This is a genomic window from Stenotrophomonas sp. YJH_SMC_82, assembly GCF_059368875.1.
Genome location: NZ_JCAFSE010000004.1, coordinates 164391 through 187390 on the forward strand (window position 1 = coordinate 164391; position 23000 = coordinate 187390).

General features: G+C 68.7%; 20 protein-coding genes and 1 riboswitch. Of the genes, 9 read left to right on the forward strand and 11 right to left on the reverse strand.

Annotation, left to right across the window (positions count from 1 at the left end; all coding sequences use genetic code 11):
* The first annotated feature begins 4 nt into the window (after positions 1–4).
* From AC5P53_RS16130 to gph, 3 genes are all read left to right on the forward strand, one after another.
* On the forward strand, positions 5–934 hold the full coding sequence (locus tag AC5P53_RS16130; RefSeq protein WP_014645815.1) for a LysR family transcriptional regulator: 930 nt from the start codon (positions 5–7) through the stop codon (positions 932–934).
* A complete protein-coding gene (locus AC5P53_RS16135) occupies positions 931–1722 on the forward strand; it encodes a class I SAM-dependent methyltransferase (protein ID WP_014645816.1) in 792 nt (263 codons plus the stop codon). Before AC5P53_RS16130 ends, AC5P53_RS16135 begins: the two co-directional genes overlap by 4 nt.
* Positions 1723–1786: 64 nt before the next feature.
* Positions 1787–2455: a phosphoglycolate phosphatase gene (gene gph / locus AC5P53_RS16140; RefSeq protein ID WP_126411685.1), complete on the forward strand. Its 669-nt coding sequence runs from the start codon at positions 1787–1789 to the stop codon at positions 2453–2455.
* Between the two features lie 93 nt (positions 2456–2548).
* On the opposite strand, the gene btuB is transcribed toward gph, so the two are convergent.
* Complete coding sequence (gene btuB / locus AC5P53_RS16145; RefSeq protein ID WP_046428665.1) at positions 2549–4390, reverse strand: TonB-dependent vitamin B12 receptor; 1842 nt, start codon at positions 4388–4390, stop codon at positions 2549–2551.
* Between the two features lie 115 nt (positions 4391–4505).
* Positions 4506–4728: riboswitch (cobalamin riboswitch) on the reverse strand.
* A 142-nt stretch (positions 4729–4870) separates the two neighbouring features.
* Here btuB and AC5P53_RS16150 point away from each other — a divergent pair.
* Entirely contained in the window at positions 4871–5449 is a 579-nt protein-coding gene (locus tag AC5P53_RS16150) for a histidine phosphatase family protein (protein ID WP_049408270.1), read from the forward strand.
* A gap of 91 nt (positions 5450–5540) precedes the next feature.
* Here AC5P53_RS16150 and AC5P53_RS16155 read toward each other — a convergent pair whose 3' ends face one another.
* Both AC5P53_RS16155 and AC5P53_RS16160 read right to left on the reverse strand, forming a co-directional pair.
* Complete coding sequence (locus AC5P53_RS16155; protein ID WP_014645820.1) at positions 5541–5903, reverse strand: TfoX/Sxy family protein; 363 nt, start codon at positions 5901–5903, stop codon at positions 5541–5543.
* Positions 5900–6382: a GAF domain-containing protein gene (locus AC5P53_RS16160; protein ID WP_014645821.1), complete on the reverse strand. Its 483-nt coding sequence runs from the start codon at positions 6380–6382 to the stop codon at positions 5900–5902. Before AC5P53_RS16160 ends, AC5P53_RS16155 begins: the two co-directional genes overlap by 4 nt.
* A gap of 68 nt (positions 6383–6450) precedes the next feature.
* Between AC5P53_RS16160 and bioD the strand changes: the two genes are divergently transcribed.
* Positions 6451–7134: a dethiobiotin synthase gene (gene bioD, locus AC5P53_RS16165; protein WP_041864050.1), complete on the forward strand. Its 684-nt coding sequence runs from the start codon at positions 6451–6453 to the stop codon at positions 7132–7134.
* A 75-nt stretch (positions 7135–7209) separates the two neighbouring features.
* Here bioD and AC5P53_RS16170 read toward each other — a convergent pair whose 3' ends face one another.
* From AC5P53_RS16170 to msrB, 4 genes are all read right to left on the reverse strand, one after another.
* Positions 7210–8658, reverse strand: coding sequence for an aminotransferase-like domain-containing protein (locus tag AC5P53_RS16170; protein ID WP_014645822.1), 1449 nt, complete (start codon positions 8656–8658; stop codon positions 7210–7212).
* Between the two features lie 242 nt (positions 8659–8900).
* A complete protein-coding gene (gene msrA, locus AC5P53_RS16175; protein WP_111205401.1) occupies positions 8901–9638 on the reverse strand; it encodes a peptide-methionine (S)-S-oxide reductase MsrA in 738 nt (245 codons plus the stop codon).
* Positions 9639–9652: 14 nt separating this feature from the next.
* Entirely contained in the window at positions 9653–11422 is a 1770-nt protein-coding gene (locus AC5P53_RS16180; protein ID WP_134808476.1) for a cytochrome c biogenesis protein DipZ, read from the reverse strand.
* Positions 11423–11424: 2 nt separating this feature from the next.
* Positions 11425–11997 carry a peptide-methionine (R)-S-oxide reductase MsrB gene (gene msrB, locus AC5P53_RS16185; RefSeq protein WP_288496815.1) on the reverse strand — a complete coding sequence of 191 codons (573 nt, stop codon included), beginning with the start codon at positions 11995–11997 and terminating at the stop codon, positions 11425–11427.
* A gap of 144 nt (positions 11998–12141) precedes the next feature.
* On the opposite strand from msrB, the gene AC5P53_RS16190 reads away from it, so the two are divergent.
* Together AC5P53_RS16190 and AC5P53_RS16195 are read left to right on the forward strand one after the other, a co-directional pair.
* A complete protein-coding gene (locus tag AC5P53_RS16190; protein WP_014645826.1) occupies positions 12142–12861 on the forward strand; it encodes a response regulator transcription factor in 720 nt (239 codons plus the stop codon).
* Positions 12858–14327 carry a sensor histidine kinase gene (locus AC5P53_RS16195; protein ID WP_032959213.1) on the forward strand — a complete coding sequence of 490 codons (1470 nt, stop codon included), beginning with the start codon at positions 12858–12860 and terminating at the stop codon, positions 14325–14327. Before AC5P53_RS16190 ends, AC5P53_RS16195 begins: the two co-directional genes overlap by 4 nt.
* Here the strand turns inward: AC5P53_RS16195 and AC5P53_RS16200 are convergent.
* Together AC5P53_RS16200 and AC5P53_RS16205 are read right to left on the reverse strand one after the other, a co-directional pair.
* Entirely contained in the window at positions 14324–15670 is a 1347-nt protein-coding gene (locus AC5P53_RS16200) for an ATP-binding protein (RefSeq protein ID WP_134808478.1), read from the reverse strand. The two genes, AC5P53_RS16195 and AC5P53_RS16200, sit on opposite strands and share 4 nt — an antisense overlap.
* Complete coding sequence (locus AC5P53_RS16205) at positions 15667–16356, reverse strand: winged helix-turn-helix domain-containing protein (RefSeq protein WP_014645829.1); 690 nt, start codon at positions 16354–16356, stop codon at positions 15667–15669. The genes AC5P53_RS16200 and AC5P53_RS16205 overlap by 4 nt, the downstream gene beginning before the upstream one ends.
* A 349-nt stretch (positions 16357–16705) precedes the next feature.
* Here AC5P53_RS16205 and asnB point away from each other — a divergent pair, with 349 nt between their 5' ends.
* Positions 16706–18607 (forward strand): asparagine synthase (glutamine-hydrolyzing), encoded by a 1902-nt coding sequence (gene asnB, locus AC5P53_RS16210; RefSeq protein ID WP_495227466.1) that lies wholly within the window; start codon positions 16706–16708, stop codon positions 18605–18607.
* Positions 18608–19299: 692 nt separating this feature from the next.
* Here the strand turns inward: asnB and AC5P53_RS16215 are convergent.
* Together AC5P53_RS16215 and queD are read right to left on the reverse strand one after the other, a co-directional pair.
* The gene (locus AC5P53_RS16215; RefSeq protein ID WP_014035870.1) at positions 19300–19647 is read right to left on the reverse strand and encodes a phasin family protein; all 348 of its coding nucleotides are present in this window, start codon (positions 19645–19647) and stop codon (positions 19300–19302) included.
* 117 nt (positions 19648–19764) lie between these two features.
* Entirely contained in the window at positions 19765–20127 is a 363-nt protein-coding gene (gene queD / locus AC5P53_RS16220; protein WP_014645831.1) for a 6-carboxytetrahydropterin synthase QueD, read from the reverse strand.
* A gap of 192 nt (positions 20128–20319) precedes the next feature.
* On the opposite strand from queD, the gene AC5P53_RS16225 reads away from it, so the two are divergent.
* Positions 20320–22959: a TonB-dependent receptor gene (locus tag AC5P53_RS16225; protein WP_495227467.1), complete on the forward strand. Its 2640-nt coding sequence runs from the start codon at positions 20320–20322 to the stop codon at positions 22957–22959.
* Positions 22960–23000 lie beyond the last annotated feature (41 nt).

Consider the following 23000-nt stretch of genomic DNA (forward strand, 5'->3'; position numbering starts at 1 on the left):
GCATATGGACCGATTGACCGCCATGACCGTGTTCGTCGAGGTGGCCGAGCGCGGCAGCCTGACCGCGGCGGCAGAGGTGCTGGACATGTCGCGGGCGATGGTCAGCCGCTACCTGGCTGAGGTCGAGGGCTGGCTGGGCGCACGCCTGCTGCACCGGACCACGCGCCGGGTCAGTCTGACCGGGCCCGGCGAGGCGGCACTGGCGCGCTTCCGGCAGATGCTGGCGATCGGCGAGGAACTGCAGGGCGAGCTGGCCAGCGATGATCCCGAGCCGCATGGCACGCTGCGGGTGACTGCCAGCGTGTCGTTCGGGCAGAGCCACCTGGCGCGGGCGGTGGCCGGCTTTGTTGCGCGCCATCCGGCGGCACGCATCGAGCTGCTGCTGGTCGACCGCACGGTCAACCTGGTGGAGGAGCGGGTGGACCTGGCCGTGCGCATCGCGCGCCAGATCGATCCCAGCCTGATCGCGCGGCGGCTGGCCACCTGCCGCTCGGTGCTGTGCGCGACGCCGTCCTACCTGCAGGCACGCGGCACGCCGACTGCTCCCGAGCATCTGGCCGCGCACAACTGCCTGACCCACCACTACGTCGGCAAGAGCCTGTGGCAGCTGCACCGGGACGGCCGTTCGCTGTCGGTGGCGGTGGGCGGCAACATCAGCGCCAACGAGGCCTCGCTGCTGCTGGAGGCGGTGCGGGCCGGTGCCGGTATCGCCATGCTGCCGACCTACCAGGTGGCGCCGCTGCTGCGTACCGGCGAGCTGATCGAACTGCTGCCCGAATTCAGCCTGGACGAACTCGGCATTCATGCCGTGTACGCGTCACGGCGACAGCAGCCCGCTATCATGCGGCGATTCCTGGACTACCTGGCCGAGTGTTTCGCCAGCCCGGCCTTCCAGGATCTGGATTGGCGCCCACCGGGCAAGGAGAACACATGAACCATGGACAGGCCTTGATCGACCACAACCGTGCTGCCTGGGACCGCCAGGCCAGCGAAGTGCGCGAATGGTCGCGCCCGGTGGAAAGTTCAACCATTGCCGCCGCGCGCGAAGGCCGCTGGCAGGTGCATCTGACCCCACGCGCGCTGCCATTGGACTGGCTGGGCGATGTGCGTGGCCGCCGCATCCTGTGCCTGGCCTCGGGCGGGGGCCAGCAGGCACCGGTGCTGGCCGCTGCGGGCGCCGACGTCACCGTGTTCGATCTCTCCGACGGGCAGCTGGAACAGGACCGCAGCGTGGCGGCGCGCGATGGCCTGCAGCTGCGCACGGTGCAGGGCGACATGCGCGACCTGCACGTATTCGCCAACGACAGCTTCGACGTGGTGTTCCATCCGATCTCCAACCTGTACGTACCCGACGTGCGCCCGGTGTGGACCGAATGCCGCCGCGTGCTGGCGCGCGACGGCATGTTGATGGCCAGCTTCTACAACCCGGTGCTGTTCGTCGGCGCGCGCGATCCGCAGCTCGATGCGCAGGGCCTGATCCGGCCGCAGTACGCCATTCCCTATTCGGACCTGGAAGACCTGCCCGCCGCAGAACGTGAGGCGAAACTCGGCCGCGGCGATGCGCTGACCTTTGGCCACAGCCTGACCGAACTGATCGGCGGGCAGCTGGATGCGGGGTTCGTCATCGATCGCTTCATGGAAGACTGGCAGCCGCAGCCGCGCTTCCTGATCGACCGCTACCTGCCCACGTTCCTGGCCACCCGCGCACGCCGGATCGGTTGAGGCGGATCGGCGCAGAAACCAGCGGCGTACAATGGGCGGCCCCACGTCGTGCAGGTGCCGTCCCTTGTCGTATCCCTATCCGCTGGTCGTGTTCGACCTAGATGGCACGCTGGTCGACAGCGCAGCTGATATCGCCGAAGCACTGAACCGCACGCTGGAAGACATCGGCATGGCACGCGTGCCGGAAGCCACGGTTCTGGGCTGGATCGGCGACGGTGTGCGCCGCCTGGTCGAGCAGGCCGTGCATGCCGCGGGTCGCGAGGTCGACCTGGCCGAAGTGATGCCGGTGTTCATGGTGCACTACCGTGAGTGCCTGCTGCGCAGCCCGCGCCTGTTCGATGGCGTGGCCGAAGCGCTGATGCAGCTGCGTGCACGCGCTGTTCCGCTGGCGATCTGCACCAACAAGCCCGAAGCGCTGGTGCCGCCACTGCTGCAGCACCTGGGCATTGGTGATGCGTTCGCGCTGGTACTGGGCGGCGATTCGCTGCCGCAGCGCAAGCCCAGCGGTGAGCCGCTGCGGCACATCGCTGCGCATTTCGGGCTGGCGGTGGATGCCTGCCTGATGGTGGGTGATTCGTTGACCGACTACCGCGCCGCCGAAGAGGCGGGCATGCCGATCGCACTGGTGCGTTACGGTTATCCGCGTGGCCTGGACCTGGCCACCGCACAGGCGGTGGCGGTGATTGACGACCTGCGTGAGTTGCCGGGGTTGGCCGCGGGCGTTCGGGTGTAGAGCCGAGCCCACGCTCGGCTGCTTCATTGCGTGAGCCGAGCATGGGCTCGGCTCTACAGTAGATCGGCGCCGGGCGATGCCCGGCGCGCGCCTTCATTTCGGCTGGTAACGCACGCTCAGCTGGTACTCGCGGCCGGGCTGGTTGAACCACGCCACCGTCTCGTAGCGGCGGTCGAACACGTTGGCGGCACGTGCCAGCAGCGACCACGCCGGCGTCAGCGCGTACTCGGCGCGCAGGTCCAGCGTGCCGTAGCCACCGACCTTCACCGCGTTGGCGGCATCGTCATAGCGCTTGCCTGCACCCTGCACGGTCAGGCCGGCGCGGAAATCGCCGAAGCGGCGGTCGACGTCCAGGCGCGCGGTCTGCTGTGCACGGCGCGGCAGCCAGTTGTCGAACTGGGTGCTGCCATGGGTGCGGTTGCGCGGGTCGGTGTAGCTCAGCTGCGCGTTGAGGTCGAAGCCGGCCAGCAGCACGCCACCGGTCAGTTCGGCGCCACGGATGCGCGCCTTCTCCACCTGCTGCATTTTCATCGTGGACGCATCGTAGGTGATCAGGTCATCGATGCGGGTCTCGTACACGTCCAGGCCCCAATGCCAGCCCTGGCCCTGCTGCGAAACACCGAGGTTGGCGCTCTTGGACTTCTCCGGCTTCAACGTCGGCACGCCGCTCCACGGGTCGTACAGGTCGCTGAAGGTCGGTGCCTTGAAGGCGGTGCCGTAGCTGGCATTGACGCGCAGGCCGTGGTCCAGCTGCATTGCCCAGCCGAGACTGCCGGTGGCGTGGTTGCCGAACTGCTGGTTGTCGTCGTTGCGTGCGCTGGCCTGCAGCTGATGGCGGCCGAAGCGGCCCTGGTACTGCACGAACACGCCGGTGTTGCGACGGCTGTCGACGAGGTAGCCCGCGCTGCTGCCGTCCAGGTTGTCTTCGCTCCAGTCCACGCCGGTGCTCAGCAGCTGGCTTCCGGTCAAGGTGAAGTCACCCTGCAGCGAGGCGCTGTCGCGGTGGGTCTGCGCGCTGCCGCGTGCGCCGAAGTCGCCGAAGTTGTCCGATTCGTTGTCGCTGCGGCCGACGTTGGCGGTGAACGCCAGGCGCCCGGACGGGGTGTAGCGCACCTTGCCGGCCAGCACCTGCTGGCGGGTTTCCGAGTAGTTGTAATAGCCGTCGTAGTGGTTCTTGCCGTCGGCGCGCAGCGCACTGCCTTCCACATTCCACTGGTCGTTGAAGGTGTAGCCGCCACGCAGGCTCTTGGACAGGTTGCGGTAGCCGTCGCGGTCGGGTTCGTCGGCGAAGCAGCCGGTGAACAGCGTCGCCGAGCCACGGCAGGCATCGACGCCATCGGAATGCTGGTAGGCGATGTCGGCGCCGAACCAGCCGCGTTCGGTGCCACCTCCGATGCCGCCGCTGGCTTCGCGCAGGCCGTTGCTGCCACCACCGAGCTGGAAGTGCGGAGCAAAATCGCCCTGGTTGCGGCGGGTGAAGATCTGGATCACGCCACCGATGGCGTCGGCGCCGTACAGGCTGGACTGCGGGCCGCGCACGATTTCCACGCGTTCGATCTGCGCCAGCGGCAGGTCCTGATACATGGCCAGGCCGAGGTCGGCACTGTTGATGCGCACGCCATCGACCAGCACCACGGTGTGGCCCGAGTTGGTGCCGCGCAGGAACAGCGAGCTCTGCTTGCCGAGCCCGCCGGCATTGGTCAGGTTGATGCCGGCGCGGCCGCGCAGCAGTTCCTGCAACGAGGTGGCCTGACTGGATTCGATCTGCGCGCGGTCGATCACCTGGGCTGGTGCGATGCTGTCCTGCAGGGCGATCGGGGTGCGGGTGGCGGTGACCAGGATCTGGTCGAGCGCGGTGGTGTCATCGGCGGCCTGGGCCAGCGCGGGCAGGGCGGCCAGCACGGCCAGGGACAGCATTCGGGACTGCAGCTTCATGGGGGACTCCAGGTGCCACGCACGCCCGCGTGGCGAAGGGGAGGAGCCGCGAAGGCAGGCATGCGCCGACGCCGCAGCGCAGGCTGCGGTCATCCAGCGCCATGCCCACCGCACCGCGACCTGAGGCTTCCGGGCCGGTCTCCGGGCTTGCCGCCGGGTGGCGCGAGGCCACCGTCCAGGCGCCTTCCCATGCCTGCGGCACAGTGGCGTTGTTGCCTGGAACTGACGTGCTTACCGTTGCGGGGGCAGCGCCGGCCTGGCGTGGATTCACGCGTCACCGGCTTCCCGTTTCAACCTGCCGGCCGTGGCCGCAGGTCACCTGGAAGTGCGCGCAGTCTACGGCATCGCAGGCGGCCCGTAGCGTCGAGCGTACCCGACTGCCTTTGCTGTGCCCTTAGAATGGTCCCTCGATCCCGTGGTGCCGTTGCCGATGTCCGCCCGTTTTCCGCTGTTCCCGCGTTGCCTGTACAGGACGCACGCATGATCCTCGACCTGGTCCGCCATGCCGGCAACGGTCGCGATGAGTTCCTCGATGGCCGCAGCGATCCACCGCAGCTGGCCCGCCTGCCGCAGGAACTGGTCGACGCCTACGCTGCGCAGCCCTGGGAACGGGTGATCAGTTCGCCGCGGCTGCGCTCGCTGCACACGGCGATGGCCCTGGCCACCCCGCGCGGGCTGGACGTGGAAGCGGAGGAGGAATGGGAAGAGCTGGATTTCGGCGATTGGGACGGGCAGTCGCTGTTCGACCTGCCGGAGGATGCACTGGCGGCCTTCCATGCCGATCCGCATGCATTCCCACCGCCCAACGGTGAAAGCTGGGGCCACTTCGAGCGGCGTATCGCGCGCGCGCTGGATCGACTGCTCGATGATGACGACCCGGTGCCAACGCTGGTGGTCAGCCATGGCGGCCCGCTGCGCATGGTGCTGTCGCAGGTCTGCGGCCTGCCGATGTCGCTGTGCTGGGCACTGCGCATCGACCACGGCACGCGCCTGCGGGTACGGCTGGAACGTGGCGAAGCCGGGCTGGCAGGCGAGCTGCTGGAACTGCAGCAGCCGTAACCCATCGGTAGTGCCGGCCGCTGGCCGGCAGTCTCAGGAATGTTGAAAAGACCACGCAGTTGCCGGCCAGCGGCCGGCACTACCGGTGCGGTCAATCCTCGTCCGCATCCTCGGTCACGCTGTCTTCCGCGTCATCGTCGGCATCGAAGCGCTGCTCATGCACCGGACCCGACGCCGGGCCGGCCGCCTTCAGCGGATGCGCGGCGATGCGTGCTTCGTAATCCTGCACCAGCGCCTCACGCTGCGGCTCGCTCAGTTCCTGCCAGTGGCAGTCCAGCAGCGCGCCTTCCAGCGAGTACAGCAGGTTCAGGCTGGGCTTGAAGCCGGCGCGCTTGACCTTGACGAAGGCGCCGACTGCGCCGGTCGCAACCAGGTCCTCGCGGCTGCGCAGGCCGACCTGGCGCAGCCACGCTGCACTCTTGGGGCCGATGTTGCGCAGCTTCGGTGCGCTCATCCCAGCGCCTCGACGAACACGCGGGCGATGGCTTCCAGGCCGGCCTGGTCATCGGCATCGAAGCGGCCGATCTTCGGGCTGTCGATGTCGAACACGCCGATCAGTTCATCGCCGCGCAGCAGCGGCACCACCAGTTCCGAACGCGAGGCCGAATCGCAGGCGATATGGCCGGGGAAGGCATCGACGTCGTCCACGCGCTGGGTCACGCGCTGGCTGGCGGCGGCACCGCACACGCCCTTGTCCAGCGGGATGCGCACGCAGGCCGGCAGGCCCTGGAACGGGCCGACCACCAGCTCCGTGCCGTCGTACAGGTAGAAACCCACCCAGTTCAGGTCGGGCAGGGCGTGGTAGACCAGTGCGGAGAGGTTGGCCGCGTTGGCGATGCGGTCGGACTCGGCGTAGACCAGGCCACGGGCCTGTTCCAGCAGCTGGGCGTATTGTTCCGGCTTGCTGCCGGTAAGCGAGGCATTGGCGAACATGCCCGCAGTCTAGCAAGCGCGCCGGGCCGGCGATAATGCACGCTCTGTTGCCCTGTTGGAGCCCATCGATGCCGTTGCCCGCTACGCTGCCGCCCGCCCTGTTCATTACCGGCACCGATACGGAGATCGGCAAGACCGCGGCCAGCACCGCGCTGCTGCAGGCGCTGCGCCGGCGCGGCCTGCGCGCGGTGGGCATGAAACCGGTGGCCAGCGGCAGCGAAGACCTGGGGCAGGGCCTGCGCAACGAAGACGCGCTGGCGCTGCAGGCGGCCAGCTGGCCGGTGCCGGACTATGCCGATCTGAACCCGTATGCGCTGCGGCAGCCGCTGGCACCGGAGCTGGCCGCTGCCGAGGACGGCGTGCGGGTGGAACTGGCGCCGATCGTGGCTGCGTTCGCGCGACTGCGCGCACAGGCCGACATCGTGGTGGTGGAAGGCGTCGGTGGGTGGCTGGCGCCGGTCTCGGCCACGCTGGACCAGCTGGACCTGGTGCGAGCACTGCAGTTGCCGGTGCTGCTGGTGGTGGGCATGCGGCTGGGCTGCGTCAACCATGCGCGGCTGACTGCGCAGTCGCTGCAGGCCAGCGGCGTGCAGTGCCTGGGCTGGATCGGCAACCACATCGACCCGGCGATGCAGCGCCAGGATGAGAACATCGCCACGTTGCAGCAGCGCCTGCCGATGCCGTGCTGGGGACGGCTGCCGCATCTGCCGGGTGCGGATGGCGAAGCGCTGAGCGCGCACCTGCTCGAGTGATCCTGGGTAGTGCCGACCGCTGGCCGGCAACCGCATCCACCCGGTGATCCCGATGTTGCCGGCCAGCGGCCGGCACTACCGTGCTGCGGCCGCCAGCTCCCGTGCGATCGCGCCCAGTCGTTCCACCGCGCCGATGAAGCGCGCATCCAGGGTCTGGCAGCACGACAGCCGCAGGCAGTGGCGGTATCGCGCGCCACGTGAATAGACCTGGCCGGGCATGAACACGATGTCCTCCTGCAGCGCTCGCTCGAACAGCTCGCGCGTATCCACGCCCGGCAGTTCCAGCCACAGCAGGAATCCGCCCTGCGGTTCGGTGGCGCGGGTGCCGGCCGGGAAGTGCTCGGCCACCAGCTGGCGCAGCCGTCCCACCTGTTCGCGGTACAGCCGGCGCATGCGATGCAGGTGGTGCTCGTAGCTGCCCGCTTCCAGATACGCCGCGACCGCGTCACCGAGCAGCTGCGGCTCGCCGCCGGTGGACTGGAATTTCAGCAGCGCGATGCGCTCGGCGAAGCGGCCGCCATCCAGCCAGCCGATGCGGTAATCCGGCGCCAGTGTCTTGGAGAAACCTCCGACCACCATCACCCAGCCGTCGCGATCGAAGGCCTTCAGCAGGGGCGCCGGCGGTTCGCAGAACTGCAGCTCGGCGTACACCGCGTCCTCGATCAGCGGCAGCTGCCGTGCGTTGACCAGCTCGGCCAGGCGCTGCTTGGCGGCGGTCGGCATGGTGCAGCCGAGCGGGTTGTGCACGGTCGGCATCACCACCAGTGCGGCCAGCGGTGTGTGCTGCAGCAGCGCGTCCAGCGCATCCACATCCAGTCCGTGCTGCGGATGGGTGGGCAGCTCGATGGCCTGCAGGCCGAGGTTGGCCAGCAACGGATACAGGTTGAAGTAGGACGGTGCCTCGATGCCGACCGCATCACCGGGCTGGGTGACCGCGCGCAGCGCCAGCTGCAGGCCCTCCATCGCACCATGGGTCAGCAGCAGGCGTTCGCTGTGGGTGTGCAGCCCCATGCGCGGGCCACGCCGCACGATCTGCGCCAGCAGCCGTGGCGAGCCGTTGGGGCGCGCGTAGGTCTCCACCGTCTGCTGGCCGTGGCGCAGCACCTGTGCGGTATGCCGGGCCAGCTGCGCGCCCGGATAGAACTGGCGCCCGCGCGGACCGGCAAAGGCCAGGTCGATCACACCGGGGCGGCGCTGTGCTTCCAGCACGCGGGCCATCAGCACCTGCTGCAGTGGTGCGGTGGGTGCGGACGGGGTATCACGCAGCGAACGCTCTGGCACCGACAAGCGCGGCGCCACCTCGAAGCCGGCTTTGGGCCGCGGAATGACCAGGCCGGCGTCCTCCAGCTGGCGATAGGCGGCAATCACCGTGTTCAGGCTGAGCCTGCGCTGCAGGGCCATCTGCCGCAGCGAAGGCAGGCGGCTGCCAACCGGAAGGCGTCCGCCGTGGATGGCCTCGGCCAGCTCGTCGGACAGCCGTTGGTAGCGGGGTGGGATCATCGCGCTCTGGTCATCTGTATCCATCGAATTTCCCACCATCTGGTGCTGTACCCATGATGATGGCGAGCCTAGCATGTCGTTGTCGGCCGGGCCTGATCGGGGCACGGCCGATACTTCCCAAACGCACGGCTGGATGGCCGTGCGTCTTTTTCTGTGTGTAGAGCCGAGCCCATGCTCGGCTGCACTTCCGCCAACAGCAGCCGAGCGTGGGCTCGGCTCTACAGAGAGCACCGCCGAGCGTCGGTCAGCCCAAGGGGGAATGCCGGCTACCGCATCGGCACCAGCACCGCCTCGCGCCGGTACAGCGCCGGGAACTGCCTGCCCAGCGCGGCCAGCTTCGGTGCGTCGTAGTAGCGGATGTAGGCCGCCTGCGGGTAGTTGGTCATGTAGTTCTGGTGGTAGCTCTCGGCCGGGTAGAAGCGCTGGCCGCTGACCAGCTGGGTGACGATCGGCGCGCGGTAGCTGCCGGCCTGGCCGAGCTGGGCGATGTAGGCGCGGCTGGCAGCCTGCTGGCGTGCGTCGTCACTGAAGATCGCCGAGCGGTATTGGCTGCCGTGGTCCGGCCCCTGCCGATTGAGCTGGGTCGGGTCGTGCACCACCGAGAAGAACACCTGCATCAGCTGCCCGTAGCTGACCTGGCGCGGGTCGTAGTCGATCTTCACTGCTTCGGCATGCCCGGTCTGGCCACCGCTGACGCGCTCATAACGCGCATTGGCCGCACTGCCACCGATGTAGCCGGACACGGCATTGCTCACGCCCTTGACGTGCTGGAACACGCCCTGCACGCCCCAGAAGCATCCACCGGCGAACACCACGCTGGCGTGGGGGGCGTCATCGCGGAACGCCGCATCGCCGGTGGGGGCCGGCAGTGCCTGGATCTGCGCGCTGGCTTCGATCGGCGCCGCAATCGCGCCGTGGTCAACCAGCAGCACACCGGCGATCAAGGCCGTGGCCACCAGGCCGGCCACACCGGCGGCGATGCCCTGTTCAAAGGAGAGTTTCATCATGTCCTCCCGGTTCAACCGAAGGTGAAGGCATAGGCCTGCACGCCCGCATCGAGGAACTCGATCTCGAAGCGATGCGGGCCAACTGCGCCGCGCTGGCGGATCAGCTGGTACAGGCGGTGCTCGTCGACGACGCCACTGCCATCGGCACCAACATCACTGCCGGCATCGGTGGCGGGCAGCGCTTTGCCGTCCAGCCAGACGCGGAAGCGCACCGGCCTGCCGTCCTCGCTCGGTGCCAGCACCAGGTGCAGGTCGCGCGCATGGAACTGGAAGGCGATGCGGCCGCCGGCCTGCTGCAGCTGTGCGGCCTCATCGGTGACGGTCCAGCGCCCGGACAGCCCCCACTGGTTCAACGCCAGGGTGGCCGGCAGCGTGTAGTCGAACGCGGCGTCGCTGCGCTGCCCGCCGGGCGAGGCGAACTGCTCGGCGCGGGCGTGGCCCAGGTAGGTTTCCGGCGAACGCAGGTTGCCCATGTCGGCCTGCACGGCCACGCCCTTCAGGCCGGCGGCAGCGGGATCGGCCGGCGGCGGCAGATTGGTCTGCCCGGCTTCGGTCAGCAGGCGACGGATCATCTGTTCCGAGCGCGCATAGTTGCCCTCGCCGAACTGGTGGCCGCGGATGTTGCCCTGCGCGTCGACGAAGTACTGCGCCGGCCAGTAGCGGTTGTTGAAGGCGCGCCAGATCGTGTACTGGTTGTCGAGCGCCACCGGGTACTCGACCTTCAGCTGCTGCACCGCTTTCATCACGTTGCGTGGGTCACGCTCGAAGGCGAACTCCGGCGTGTGCACGCCGACCACCACCAGGCCGTGGTCGCGGTAGCGTCGCTCCCATTCGTGCACGAACGGCATCGCGCGCAGGCAGTTGATGCAGGAATAGGTCCAGAAATCGACCAGAACCACCTTGCCGCGCAGCTGCTGTGCACTCAGGGGCGGGCTGTTGAGCCAGCCAGTGGCACCGTCCAGCGCGGGCAGCGTGCCTTCCACCGGCAGCGCTGCATCGGCACCGGCATTGGCGCCGGCCATCATCATCATCGGCGGTGCCGCCGGCTGCGCGCCGGGCACTGCATCCAGCAGGCGTTGCTCGATACGCGCGGTGCTGACCGTGGACAAGCGGGTCAGCAGGCCGGTATCCCAGCCGAGGCCGATCGCCACGACGGCCAGCAGCGCGGCCACACCCAGCACCTTGCGAAGTACATCGCCGAGGCCGAGCCGCGCCTGCATCGCGCGGAACACCCGGCCGCCGATCCACACCGCCAGCGCCAATGCGGTGATCGCACCCAGTGCGTAGGCCAGCAGCAGCGCAGTGGTACCGACGCTGGCGCCATGCAGGGCGGCGCCGGTCAGCACCAGACCGAGGATCGGCCCGGCACACGGTGCCCACAGCAGGCCAGTGGCGATGCCGATCAGCAGCGAGGTCCACGCGCCGCCGTGCCCCGCGGCATCCGCCGCATCGGCGCGCGCACTCAGGCGGGCACCCACGCGCTGGAACGGCGCCAGCAGGTGGTCGGCCAGTCGTGGCCAGAGCAGGGCGACCGCGAACAACGCCATCAGCAGCAGGGCGACCCAGCGTCCGACCTGGTTGGCCTGTGCCACCCATTGGCTGCCCACCGCGGCCAGGCTGGCGACCACGGTGAAGGTGAGCGCCATGCCCAGCAGCAGCGGCAGCGTGCTGCGCAGGAACGGGCGATCGGCACGCGCGAACACGAACGGCAGCACCGGCAGGATGCAGGGACTGAGCAGGGTCAGCGCGCCCCCCAGATAGGCAAGCAGCAACAGCAGCATCGTCAGGCTCCGGAAGCAGGGGAAGAACCGACCGGCACCCGCCAGCCGTCGGCAGTGCCATCCGTGGCGCCGGGAACGAACACCATCGCCGCACCGTTCATGCAGTAGCGCAGCCCGGTGGGGCGTGGCCCATCGTTGAACACATGGCCGAGATGGCCGCCGCAGCGGCGGCAATGCACCTCCACCCGCAGCATCCCGAAGGTGACGTCGCGGTCTTCGCCGATGGCGTTGTGCAGCGGCGCCCAGAAGCTGGGCCAGCCGGTACCGCTCTCGAACTTGGTGGACGAGGAGAACAGCGGCAGTGCGCACCCGGCGCAGGCGAAGGTGCCCTGCCGGTGTTCCTTGTTGAGCGGGCTGCTCCAGGGGCGCTCGGTGGCCTGCTGGCGCAGCACCGCGTACTGCGCCGGCGTCAGTCGCTGGCGCCACTCGGCATCGCTGTGCATGACCTCGAACTGTCGCGACGGGCGCGCTTCGGCGGCGGCCGGGGCGGCGCGGCTGCAGGCCCCCAGGCCGAACAGGCCGGCGGCGGTGGCGACACCGCCCAGGCCCAGCAGATGGCGGCGGGAGAGGGACATGGCGGACTCCGGGAAGGGGCGACGGGGCCATGCTGCGCCCGCCCGGGTCAACGAATCCTCACGCAGGATTCAATTTTTCGTGAGGTATCGGCGGCCGTCCCGCGCCACAATGCAGCCAGCCTCCCCACTGGCCCCGAGCTGCCGATGTCGACCAAACGCGTGCTGATCGTTGAAGACGATGCCCACATCGCCGACCTGCTGCGCATGCACCTGGGTGATGAGGGCTACGACGTCGCCCATGCCGCCAGCGGCGATGCCGGCCTGCGCCTGCTCGAGCAGGACGGCCCGTGGGATGCGCTGGTGCTGGACGTGATGCTGCCCGGCGTGGACGGGCTGCAGGTGTGCCAGCGCGCACGCGCGATGGCGCGGTATGTCCCGATCATCATCATCAGCGCGCGCGGCAGTGAAACGCAGCGCATCGTCGGCCTGGAACTGGGCGCGGACGATTACCTGGCAAAACCCTTTTCGATGCCGGAACTGGTGGCACGGGTACGTGCGCTGCTGCGCCGCGCCGAGGCGATGGCGCAGAGCGCGCGCATCGATGCCGGCGCGATCGAGCTGGGTGGGCTGCAGCTCGATCCGGTCGCGCGCACCGCTTCGGTGGATGGCAACACGCTGGAACTGACCCCGCGCGAGTTCGACCTGCTGCTGTTCTTCGCCCGTCATCCGGACCAGGTGTTCGCACGCATGGAACTGCTCAACCAGGTCTGGGGCTACCAGCACGATGGCTATGAGCACACGGTCAACACCCACATCAACCGCCTGCGCAGCAAGATCGAACCCGACCCGGCCAACCCACGGCGGTTGCTGACGGTGTGGGGCCGCGGTTACAAGCTGGTCGACCCGGCCGGGGCGGCGGCATGATCAAGCCGAACCTGTGGCAGAAGCTGGCGGTGGTGACCGCCGCGCTGATGCTGATGTGCTGCATGGCGCTGTTGGCACTGCAGATGCGTGCCAACACCCGCCACGAGCAGGAAGTCGTGCAGCGGCTGTCGCTGGGCCTGGCCGAACACATCGCCCAGCGCAGCGAGCTGATGGACACCAGCGGCATGCGCGATGCGGCGGTGCGCGCGCTGTTCGGCCAGCTGATGGCGGTCAACCCCAGCGTCGAGGTCTACCTGCTGGACGACCAGGGCCGCATCCTCGGTCACGATGCACCCAGTGGACATCTGGTGCGCAACCGGGTGGATGTGGCGCCGTTGCGTCGCCTGCTGGCCGGTGCACCGTTGCCGATCCTCGGCGATGACCCGCGAAGCGCCGATGGCCGCAAGGTGTTCAGCGCTGCACCATTGATCGTGCAGGGCCGGCCGGCCGGCTATGTGTACGTGGTGCTGGTCGGCGAGCACCGGCAGATGCTCGCCGACGATCTTGCCGCCGGCAGCCAGTGGAACACCACGCTGTGGTCGGTGGTGCTGGTCGGCAGCCTCGGCCTGTTGGCCGGGCTGGTCGCGTTCTACTGGGTGACGCGTCCGTTGCGGCGGCTGACCCGGCGGATCCAGGCCTTTGACATCGATGCGCCGACGCCGCTGCCGCCGCCGGAGCCGCTGCGCGCCGGTGAGCGCGACGAACTGGTGATCCTGGAACATGCGCACGCGCAGATGGCGCAGCGGCTGGGCGAGCAGTGGCAGCAGCTGCGCCAGCAGGATCTGCAGCGCCGTGAACTGGTCGCCAACATCTCGCACGACCTGCGCACGCCGTTGTCGTCGCTGCACGGCTACCTGGAAACGCTGGCGTTGAAGGACGCCACGCTGTCACCGGACGAGCGCCGCCGCTATCTCGGCATTGCGCTGGCACAGAGCGCCAAGGTCGGCCGGCTGGCGCGCGCGCTGTTCGAACTGGCGCGGCTGGAGCACGGCGAAGTGCGGCTGGAGTGGGAAGTGTTCGCGCTGCCGGAGCTGCTGCAGGACGTGCTGCAGAAGTTCGAACTGGCGGCACAGGCGCGTGGCCAGCAGCTGCACGCGGCGTTTCCGCCCGGCCTGCCGCTGGTCCGTGCGGACCTGGGCCTGGTCGAGCGGGTGCTGACCAACCTGCTCGACAACGCGCTGCGCCATGCACCCGAGGGTGGCCAGATCGAGGTGCGCCTGCGCGCGACCGCCGACAGCGTGGAGGTCTGCGTCGCCGATGATGGCCCCGGGGTAGCCCCGGCGCTGCGTACCCAGTTGTTCCAGGCACCGGCCGCGCTCGGCGCGCGGCGTGGCGACAACGGCGGATTGGGCCTGTTGATCGTGCAGCGCATCGTGCAGTTGCATGGCCGCCGCATCGAACTGCGCGACAGCGAACGGGGCGCGCTGTTCGTGTTTGCCTTGCCGCGCGCGGAAACGGCGGTCTAGCAGGCTGCCTCGGCCTCCACGACACCGCCGTTTTCCAGCGGCAGGTGCAGGCGGATGCAGGCGCCGCCCAGCGCCGAATCGGTCACCTCGACCTGGCCGCCATGCTTGTCGGCTACCACCTGCACCAGCGCCAGCCCGAGGCCGAAGCCGGGGCTGCCCGGGTCCAGCCGCACATAGGGTTGCAGCACCTGGCTGCGCAGTTCCGGTGCGATGCCGGGGCCGTCGTCCTCCACCTGCAGGCACAGCCAGCCGTCATTGACCGTGCTGGCGATGCGGATCTGCCGACGCGCGTAACGCAGCGCATTGCCGAGCAGGTTGCGCAGCGCCAGTTCCAGCATGTGCCGGTTGACGTTGACCAGGCCCACCGGCGACAACGCCTGCTGCACCGGCATCGGCAACGGTGCGAACTGGGCCACCACGCCGCGCACCAGCGCCGCCAGCTGCAGGCGCTGGCGGGTCAGCTGATGGCAGCGGCCCAGTGCGGCGTATTCGACGCCGGCATCGGTGAGGTGCTGCAGCCGATCGACGTCGGTGCGCAGCCCGCCCAGCGCATCGCGCTGCACATCGTCGAGCGCGGTGTCTTCCAGGTCGGCCAGGCCGAAACGCATCCGTGCCAACGGCGTGCGCACCTCGTGCGCGACCGCCTGGGCCAGCACGCGCTGGCTTTCCAGCAGCTGCTGCAGCTGCTCGGCCATGTGGTTGAAGGCGTTGGCCAACGGCCGCACCAGCGCGGTGCCGGCGCGCGGCGCACGCGTGTCCAGCTGGCCGTCGCGCATGCGGCGGGCCGCCTGGGCCAACTGCGAGACGTCGCGCCACAGCCGGTACACCATCACGTACATCGGCAGTGCCACCGCCACCATCAGGATCAGCAGCAGGATCGCCACACCGGATACTTCGCTGTCCTGCCAGCCTTCGTCCGGCAGCGCCTCGTCCAACGGGCCCAGCATCACGGCGTAGTCGCTGTCGCCGATCCGCTGCAGGCTGCGCATGTGCTCCAGGTCGATCTGTACGCGGCCGTTGTTGAACGGCGGGCGCTGGCTGGCCGGCAGGGCCTTCACCGCCTCGGCCAGCGGCACCATGCGCAGCGCGTAGGCGAAATCGGCGTCGAGTTCGCGCGCCAGTGCCGGCCACTGCTCGCGCGGGGTTTCGGCGAAGCGATGCTGCAGCAGCGCGTGCGTGCCGCGCATCTCGGCCTGCAGGCCGGCTTCGGTGCGGTCTTCCAGCAGGGCGTCCCAGGCCCACAGGCCCAGCACGATCAACAACAGGTGGGCGACCAGGAAACCGATGCCGTAGCGCAGGAAGTGGAAGGCGTGGCCGCGCATCGCCGACGGTGTGCGTTTCATCCCCATGCCGAGCGGCTGAACAGGTAGCCGCGGCCACGGACGGTCTTGATCCGTTCCGGCTGCTCCGGGTTGTCGCCCAGCTTGCGGCGCAGGCGCGAGATGCGGGCATCGATTGAGCGGTCCAGGCCATCGAAGGCGATGCCACGCAGGCCGCGCAGCAGCGCGTCGCGGTCCAGGATCTGGCCGGCATTGCTGGCCAGCAGGAACAGCAGGTCGAACTCGGCGGTGGTCAGCTCCAGCAGGCTGCCCTGCAGGTGCACGTTGCGGGTGGACGGGTCGATGCTCAGCTCGCCGAAGCGCAGGCTGCCGTCACGCGGTTCGACCCGGCGGTGGCGGCGCAGGTGGGCGCGCAGGCGGGCCAGCAGCACCCGCGGTTCGATGGGTTTGCCGATGTAATCGTCGGCCCCCAGTTCCAGGCCCAGCACCTGGTCGATGTTGTCGGTACGGGCGGTCAGCACGCAGATGATGCCGTCATAGTGGGGCCGGATCTGCCGACACACTTCGAAACCATCCTGGTCGGGCAGGCCCACATCGAGCAGCACCAGGGCCGGCTTCTCCGCCAGGATCCGGGCCACGGCGCGCTCGCCGCTGCGCTCGTGGGCCACCTGGTAGCCATGCCGTTGCAGGTAGTCGCTGACCATCGTTCCCAGGCGGGCATCGTCTTCGACCAGTACGATATCCAGCATTTCCAAGGCCTCCGTGGGCGCAAACGTACCGCCACGGCACGAGCGCGGCGATGCTATCCCAGCCTTCGGGCCGCCCGGGTCCCGGGGGCGGGCGCCATTCAGCCGGGGTTGCTGGCGCGCGGGCCGGGTCTCAGTCCCGGCAACAACTTGGCGGCCAGCATAGCCTGTTGCTGTTACAAAACGTTACCTTCGTGATACGGCTGGTGACGATCGCTGACAGCAAAGCGACTGACGCCGCGCGCCCCCGCGCCGAGCATGGAGTCTCCTCCGCTCCGCGTGCCGTCCCCATGTCGCCCGCCGCCCCCTGCCTGCCGAACCTGTCCCGCCGCTGCCAGTGCGGAGGCTTCCGATGAGCGGCGTGGTCGGGGCCTGGCTGCCGCCCGCCGAGGATGAGCAGCTGCTGCAGCAGCTGGCCCCGATGCTGCGCGCGCTGCAGCAGCGTGGGCGTGGCCGCATCGGCTACTGGACCGACGCCGAGGCCGGCCTCGCGCTGGGCCATTGCCGGGCGCCGACCGATACGCCGTTGCAGCCGCTGAGCTCGGACTGCGGTCGCTACGTGCTGTGCCTGGACGGCCGCCTGTACAACCGCGGCGACCTGCAGGCGCAGCTGCGCGATCTGCCCCGCAGTTGCAGCGATGCGCGGCTGCTGCTGCAGGCGATCGTCGAATGGGGCGTGCAGCGGGCGCTGTCGCGCATCGAAGGCGCCTTCGGTTTCAGCGTCTGGGACCGGGAGTCGCGCGTGCTGTGGCTGGCCCGTGATCCGGTGGGCGAGCGGCCGCTGTATTACGGCTGGTACCAGGGCCAGTTCCTGTTCGCCTCGGAGTTGAAGGCGCTGCAGGCCTTCGCCGGCTTCGCGCCGAGCATCGACCAGGATGCCCTGAGCCTGCTGCTGCGCCACGACTATGTGCCGGCGCCGCACACCATCTACCGTGGCATCCACAAACTGGTGGCGGGCGCGATGCTGCGTATCGATCTCAGCGACCATGCCGCGGGTTGCTCCAGCCAGGCCGCGCAGGGCGGCGCGCGTTACTGGTGCGCACGCGACGCGATGCAGAGTGCACTGCAGGAGCCGCTGCAGCCGGCGCCGAGCCTGGAACAGGCCACCGACCAGCTTGAAGCGGTACTGCAGAAGGCCATCGCCTCACGCATGCACTCGCCCCTGGCGTGCGGCGCGTTCCTGTCCGGCGGTACCGACTCCTCGCTGGTGACGGCGATGATGCAGGCACAATCGACCCTGCCGATCGAAGCGTGGACGGTCGGCTTCGACGATCCGGGGCATGACGAGAGCGACTGGGCGTCGCAGGTCGCGCGCCATCTGGGCGTGCAACACCACCTGCATCGCATGGACGCGCGCCAGGGCCTGGACCTGCTGCAGCGCCTGCCGCAGGTCTGGTGCGAGCCCTTCGCCGACGCCTCGCAGCTGCCGACGCTGCTGGCCAGTGAACTGCTGGGGGCGCGCAAGCCGGTGGCACTGACCGGTGACGGTGGCGATGAACTGTTCTTCGGGCATCCCAGCTATGGCCGCGCGCTGCGCAATGCGCGCCTGTGTGGTGGCCTGCCGGACTGGGTACGCGACCTGGCGCGGCGCAGCGGCAACCGCATGAACGTCGAGCGCGGCCGCCTCGGTGGTTGGCGCGCCCTGGTGGCCGAGGTGGCTGCCAATGAGGTGGAAGGTCACTACCTGCAGCGCGTGACCCGCTGGCGGCAGCCGGCGCAGGTGGTGCTGGGTGCGCGTGAGCCGGTGACGATCTTCCAGCAGCAGGACACGGCGCTGCCGGCCGAGGCGCGCATCCAGCTGCTGGATTTCCGCATGGACCTGGCCGAGGGCATCCTGGCCAAGGTTGATCGTGCGGGCATGGCGGCGGGCGTTGAAACCCGTGCGCCGCTGCTGGACATGGAGGTGGTGCGCCTGGCCTGGCGGCTGCCGCAGCACCTGAAGTACCACGATGGCGAGCACAAGCTGATCCTCAAGCACCTGCTGGCGCGCTACCTGCCGGATCCGCTGGTGTATCGCCCCAAGCGCGGCTTCGGCCCGCCGATGGCGCGCTGGCTGGCCGGTCCGTTGCGCGACTGGGCGGAGGCGCTGCTGGATCCGCAGCTGCTGCGCAATCAGGGCTGCTTCGATGTGGCGCGCGTGCGTGGTGTCTGGGAGGCGTTCCTGCGGGGCGAGCGCAAGTGGCACACGCACCTGTGGAACGTGCTGATGTTCCAGGCGTGGCACCAGCACTGGCACGGTGGTCGCGGGCGCTGAGCCGTTCCTGCATCGCGTGCGGCGGGTTCATTCTGCGTGGCGCCGGGCGGAGGCCCTTGCGTACGAATGTCCTCCGGCGCCGGCCGTTGGCCGTCACCTCCCCCTTTACTTCGTACGCAAGGGCCTCCGCCCGGCGTTCGGAGTTCGCCGGCGCCTCCTTGAAAGGCGGCCGCGAGCGCTGTGATCTCCTCGCCGGAAGCCGAGCCTCGTCGGGGCAGGCAGGGCCCATCGGTTCGCGGCGGATCAGGACGAAGACATGCGTGTGGCGGATGCATTCTGCGCGGCGCAGGGCGGAGACCCTTGCGTACGAATGTCCCCCGGCGCCGGCCGTTGGCCGTCACCTCCTCCTTTACTTCGTACGCAAGGGCCTCCGCCCTGCGTTCGGAGTTTGTCGGCGCTTCCTTGAAAGGCGGCCGCGCGTGCTGCGCTCTCCTCACCGCACGCCGAGCCTCGTCGGGGCGGGCAGGGGTCTGGGCAAAGTAAAGGAGGAGGTGACGGCCAACGGCCGGCGCCGGGGGACATTTGCCCAGACCCCTGCCCGCCCCGACGGGGCCCTTCAGTTCGCGGCGAATCCAGACAAGGAAGCGCTCTTCAATGCAGACGCCAGGCAAAAAAAGACCCGGCAGAGGGAGGGATCTGCCGGGTCCGGATTGCGTGGGGGGAGGGACCCACGCAATGAGTGTTGCGTCGCGTCAGTGGTTGTTCGCGTCCGCCGTTGATTCGTTGTAGCCCTGCACCAGCTCGGACCAAGCCTTGCTGGCCTGCAGGCCGAGACCGACCACGTCCTGCTGGGCCTGGCCCAGCCGCTGCAGGTTGTCCTGCCACAGCTGCGCGCCCTTGGAGAGCGTCCCGGCCGCATCCTCGCCGCGGGCCAGTTCACCCAGCCAGCCGCCGGTCGCAGTCAGGTTGCGCTCCATCACCTTCAGCTGCACGCCGAACATGCTTTCCGCGTTCTCCAACGCCAACCGGTTCGCGCGCGTTGCCGCGGCGGCGAGCTGGCGGGTGGCATCACTGAAGCGATCGCTGAAGGCGGCGGCCATGGGGGCGTCAGGGAGTGGCTTGATGCATTGCAGCATACGCCCTTGATGCGGCAATGCAACAAAAATAACAAAGGCGCCCAAGGCGCCTTTGAAACACCTTTCAGATCAATGGGTTGATCAGGCAGTGGGGCCGCGGTAACGGCACCCCGACGTGCAGGTTTCGTGCACGGTGATCTCGCTCAGCGCCGGCAGGCCGGGCTTGAGCTCGTTCCAGATCCACACCGCCAGGTTCTCGCTGGTCGGGTTCTCCAGGCCGGGGATGTCGTTGAGGTAGTGATGGTCCAGGCGATCGTAGATCGGCTGGAAGGCCGCCTTCACGTCACCGAAATCCATGATCCAGCCGGTCTGCGCACCCGGCTCGCCCTCGACCTTCAGTTCCACCCGGAACGAGTGGCCGTGCAGGCGCGCGCACTTGTGCCCCGGCGGTACGTTGGGGAGGCGGTGCGCCGCCTCGAGCATGAAGACTTTGAAGATTTCCATGGCGCAATTGTACGCCGCAGGTGGCCGGCCATCCTGAGCGGATGCCGGGCTCTCGTGAAGTAACTCTTTCCATCCGGATGAAGAGATGATAGTTTCTCTTATATCCGTATGAAGAGATGTTATTGGCCGGACCCGGGCCAGGCATGGACTACTGCGGAACTTCATCGCCCTTACCACCTCCCCCACATCGTCATGCCCAAGCACACCCTGCTCGTGGCGGCCCTGGCCGTCGCTCTGGCCGCGCCTTTGTCTGCCGCCGCCGAAACCTCCGCCGACGCCAGTGGCGAAGCCAGCACCCTGGCCGCCGTGCGTGTCACCGGTTCCAACATCAAGCGCACCGATACCGAGGCCTCCAACCCGGTGCAGGTGATCGGCCGCCAGCAGCTGGAACAGACCGGCAAGGCCACCGTGGCAGATGTGCTGCGTTCGATCTCGGCCAACACCGGCAACGCCAGCAACGAAACCACCAACAACGGCTGGGCCTCCGGCTCGGCCGGCATCGGCCTGCGCGGCCTGTCGCAGAAGAACACGCTGGTGCTGCTCAACGGCCGCCGCCTGGCCAACTACGGCTTCCCGGCCGGTGGCCTGTCCGATACGTTCGTTGATCTCAACGCGCTGCCGCTGGTCGCGGTCGAGCGCATCGAAGTGCTCAAGGACGGCGCCTCGGCGGTGTACGGTTCCGACGCCGTGGCCGGCGTGGTCAACATCATCACCCGGCAGAACTTCGAAGGCGCCGAGATCGGCGGCAGCTTCGGCGGTGCCGACCAGGGCGGCCTGCACGAGCAGAACCTGAAGTTCGTCGGCGGCCTTGGTGATCTCGACACCGATGGCTACAACATCCTCTTCAGCCTGCAGGGTTACAACCGCGAACGTCTGGACCAGGACGAACGCAACCTGACCAGGAGCGGCATCTACACCGACAAGCCCGGTGGCCGCTGGAACGGCTGGTCGGCCAAGGGCGCGCGCTACCTGGTCAACGGCGTGTCGGTGCCGATGCTCGACGCCAACGGCAACTGCCCGGTCGGTACCACCCGCGTCGCCAGCGCGCCGATCGACGGCTTGGCCGGCGACACCTGCGGCTTCAACCAGGCCCCGTTCACCACGCTGATCCCCTCGACCAAGCGCTACCAGGCCTATGCCAACGGTACCTTCCGCCTGAACGACAACGTCGAAGCCTTCGGCGAAGTGCTGTACAGCCAGATCAAGAGTGCCGCATGGTTCGGCAGCAGCCCGTTCTTCACCCTGGAGAGCGGCCGCTTCGCATTGAATGCCAACAGTGGCCTGGCCGAACCGGTGTCGTCGCTGCTGCCGGCCAACAATCCGTACAACCCGTACGGCCGTGCGATCCCGATCGAATACACCTTCTTCGACCTCGGCGGCACGATCAAGACCAACCGTTCCACCGCCTATCGCGGCGTGTTCGGCCTGCGTGGCACCACTGCGAACTGGGACTGGGAAGTGGCTGCATTCGGCGCACGCAGCAGCGAGCGTGAGAGCGTGTCCGGCGGCTTCGCCAATCGCTGGGCGCTGGCCGATGCGCTGGCCACCGGCAGCTACAACCTGCTGAATCCGGCGGCCACGCCGCAGTCGGTACGTGATTCGATCAACATCGCCACGCTGCGCCCGGCCGAGTCCAAGCTGCAGGGCGTCGACGCGAAGATTTCCGGCAGCCTGGGCCACACCTGGGCCGGCGAGATCGGCTTCGCCGCCGGTGCCGAGTGGCGCCGCGAGAAGCTCGATTCCAACAACCCGTGGCAGATCGACGCCGGCCTGCAGGTGCGCCCGGCCATCGCCGAAGTACATGGCCAGCGCCAGGTCAGTGCCGCCTACGCCGAAGTGAACGTGCCGCTGGCCTCGACCCTGGAACTGTCCGCCGCCGCGCGTGCCGATCACTACGATGATTTCGGCGATGCGTTCTCGCCGAAGATCGGCCTGCGCTGGCAGCCGCTCGATTTCCTGCTGGTGCGTGCCTCGGCGTCGAAGGGCTTCCGTGCACCGTCGCTGTCGGAGAACTCCAACAGCACCAGCATCGCCTACGGCAGCGTGGCCGACCCGCGTGATCCGGACGTGCCGGGCTCACGCCAGAATCCGACCTTCTTCACCGTTGGCAACAACGCACTGAAGCCCGAGCGCACCAAGAGCGTGAACTTCGGCGTGGTGCTGTCGCCATGGGCCAACACCAACCTGAGCGTGGACTACTACCGCATCCAGCTGGACAACCTGGTCGGCACCAACAACACCCAGACTCTGGTCAACGACAACGTGGCCGGCGCCGTGCAGCGCGACGAGCGCGGCACGCTGCAGGCCGTCTACAACCGCTACCAGAACCTGAGCGAGCTGAAGACATCAGGCATCGACGTCGAGCTGCGCCAGCGCATCCCGACCGCTGCGCTCGGCGACTTCACCGTGTCCTCCGCCTACACCCACGTGCGCGACTACCGTCGCCCGACCGTGGTCGGCGGCCCGCTGGTCGACTACGCCGGCAGCAACCTCGGCGCGACCCTGCCCAAGGACAAGGCCACCACCACCCTGGACTGGAAATACGGCGACTTCAACGCCGCGGTGACCTGGTACTACACCAGCAGCTACCGCCAGGAGGCCAGCACCGCCGCCAAGGCCGTGCAGCAGCGCGTCGGCAGCTACAGCCAGTACGACCTGTACCTGGCCTACACCGGCATCGACAAGCTGACGGTGTACGCCAAGGTGCAGAACCTGGCCGACAAGACGCCGCCGTACGATGCCTCGTTCCCGGGCATCCGCGCGCCGTACGACTTCAGCCAGTACGACCTGCGCGGCCGCTACTTCACGCTGGGCTTCGACTACCGCTTCTGATCCACCCGCTGCGACCGGTCTCCCCAAGGGACCGGTCGCGC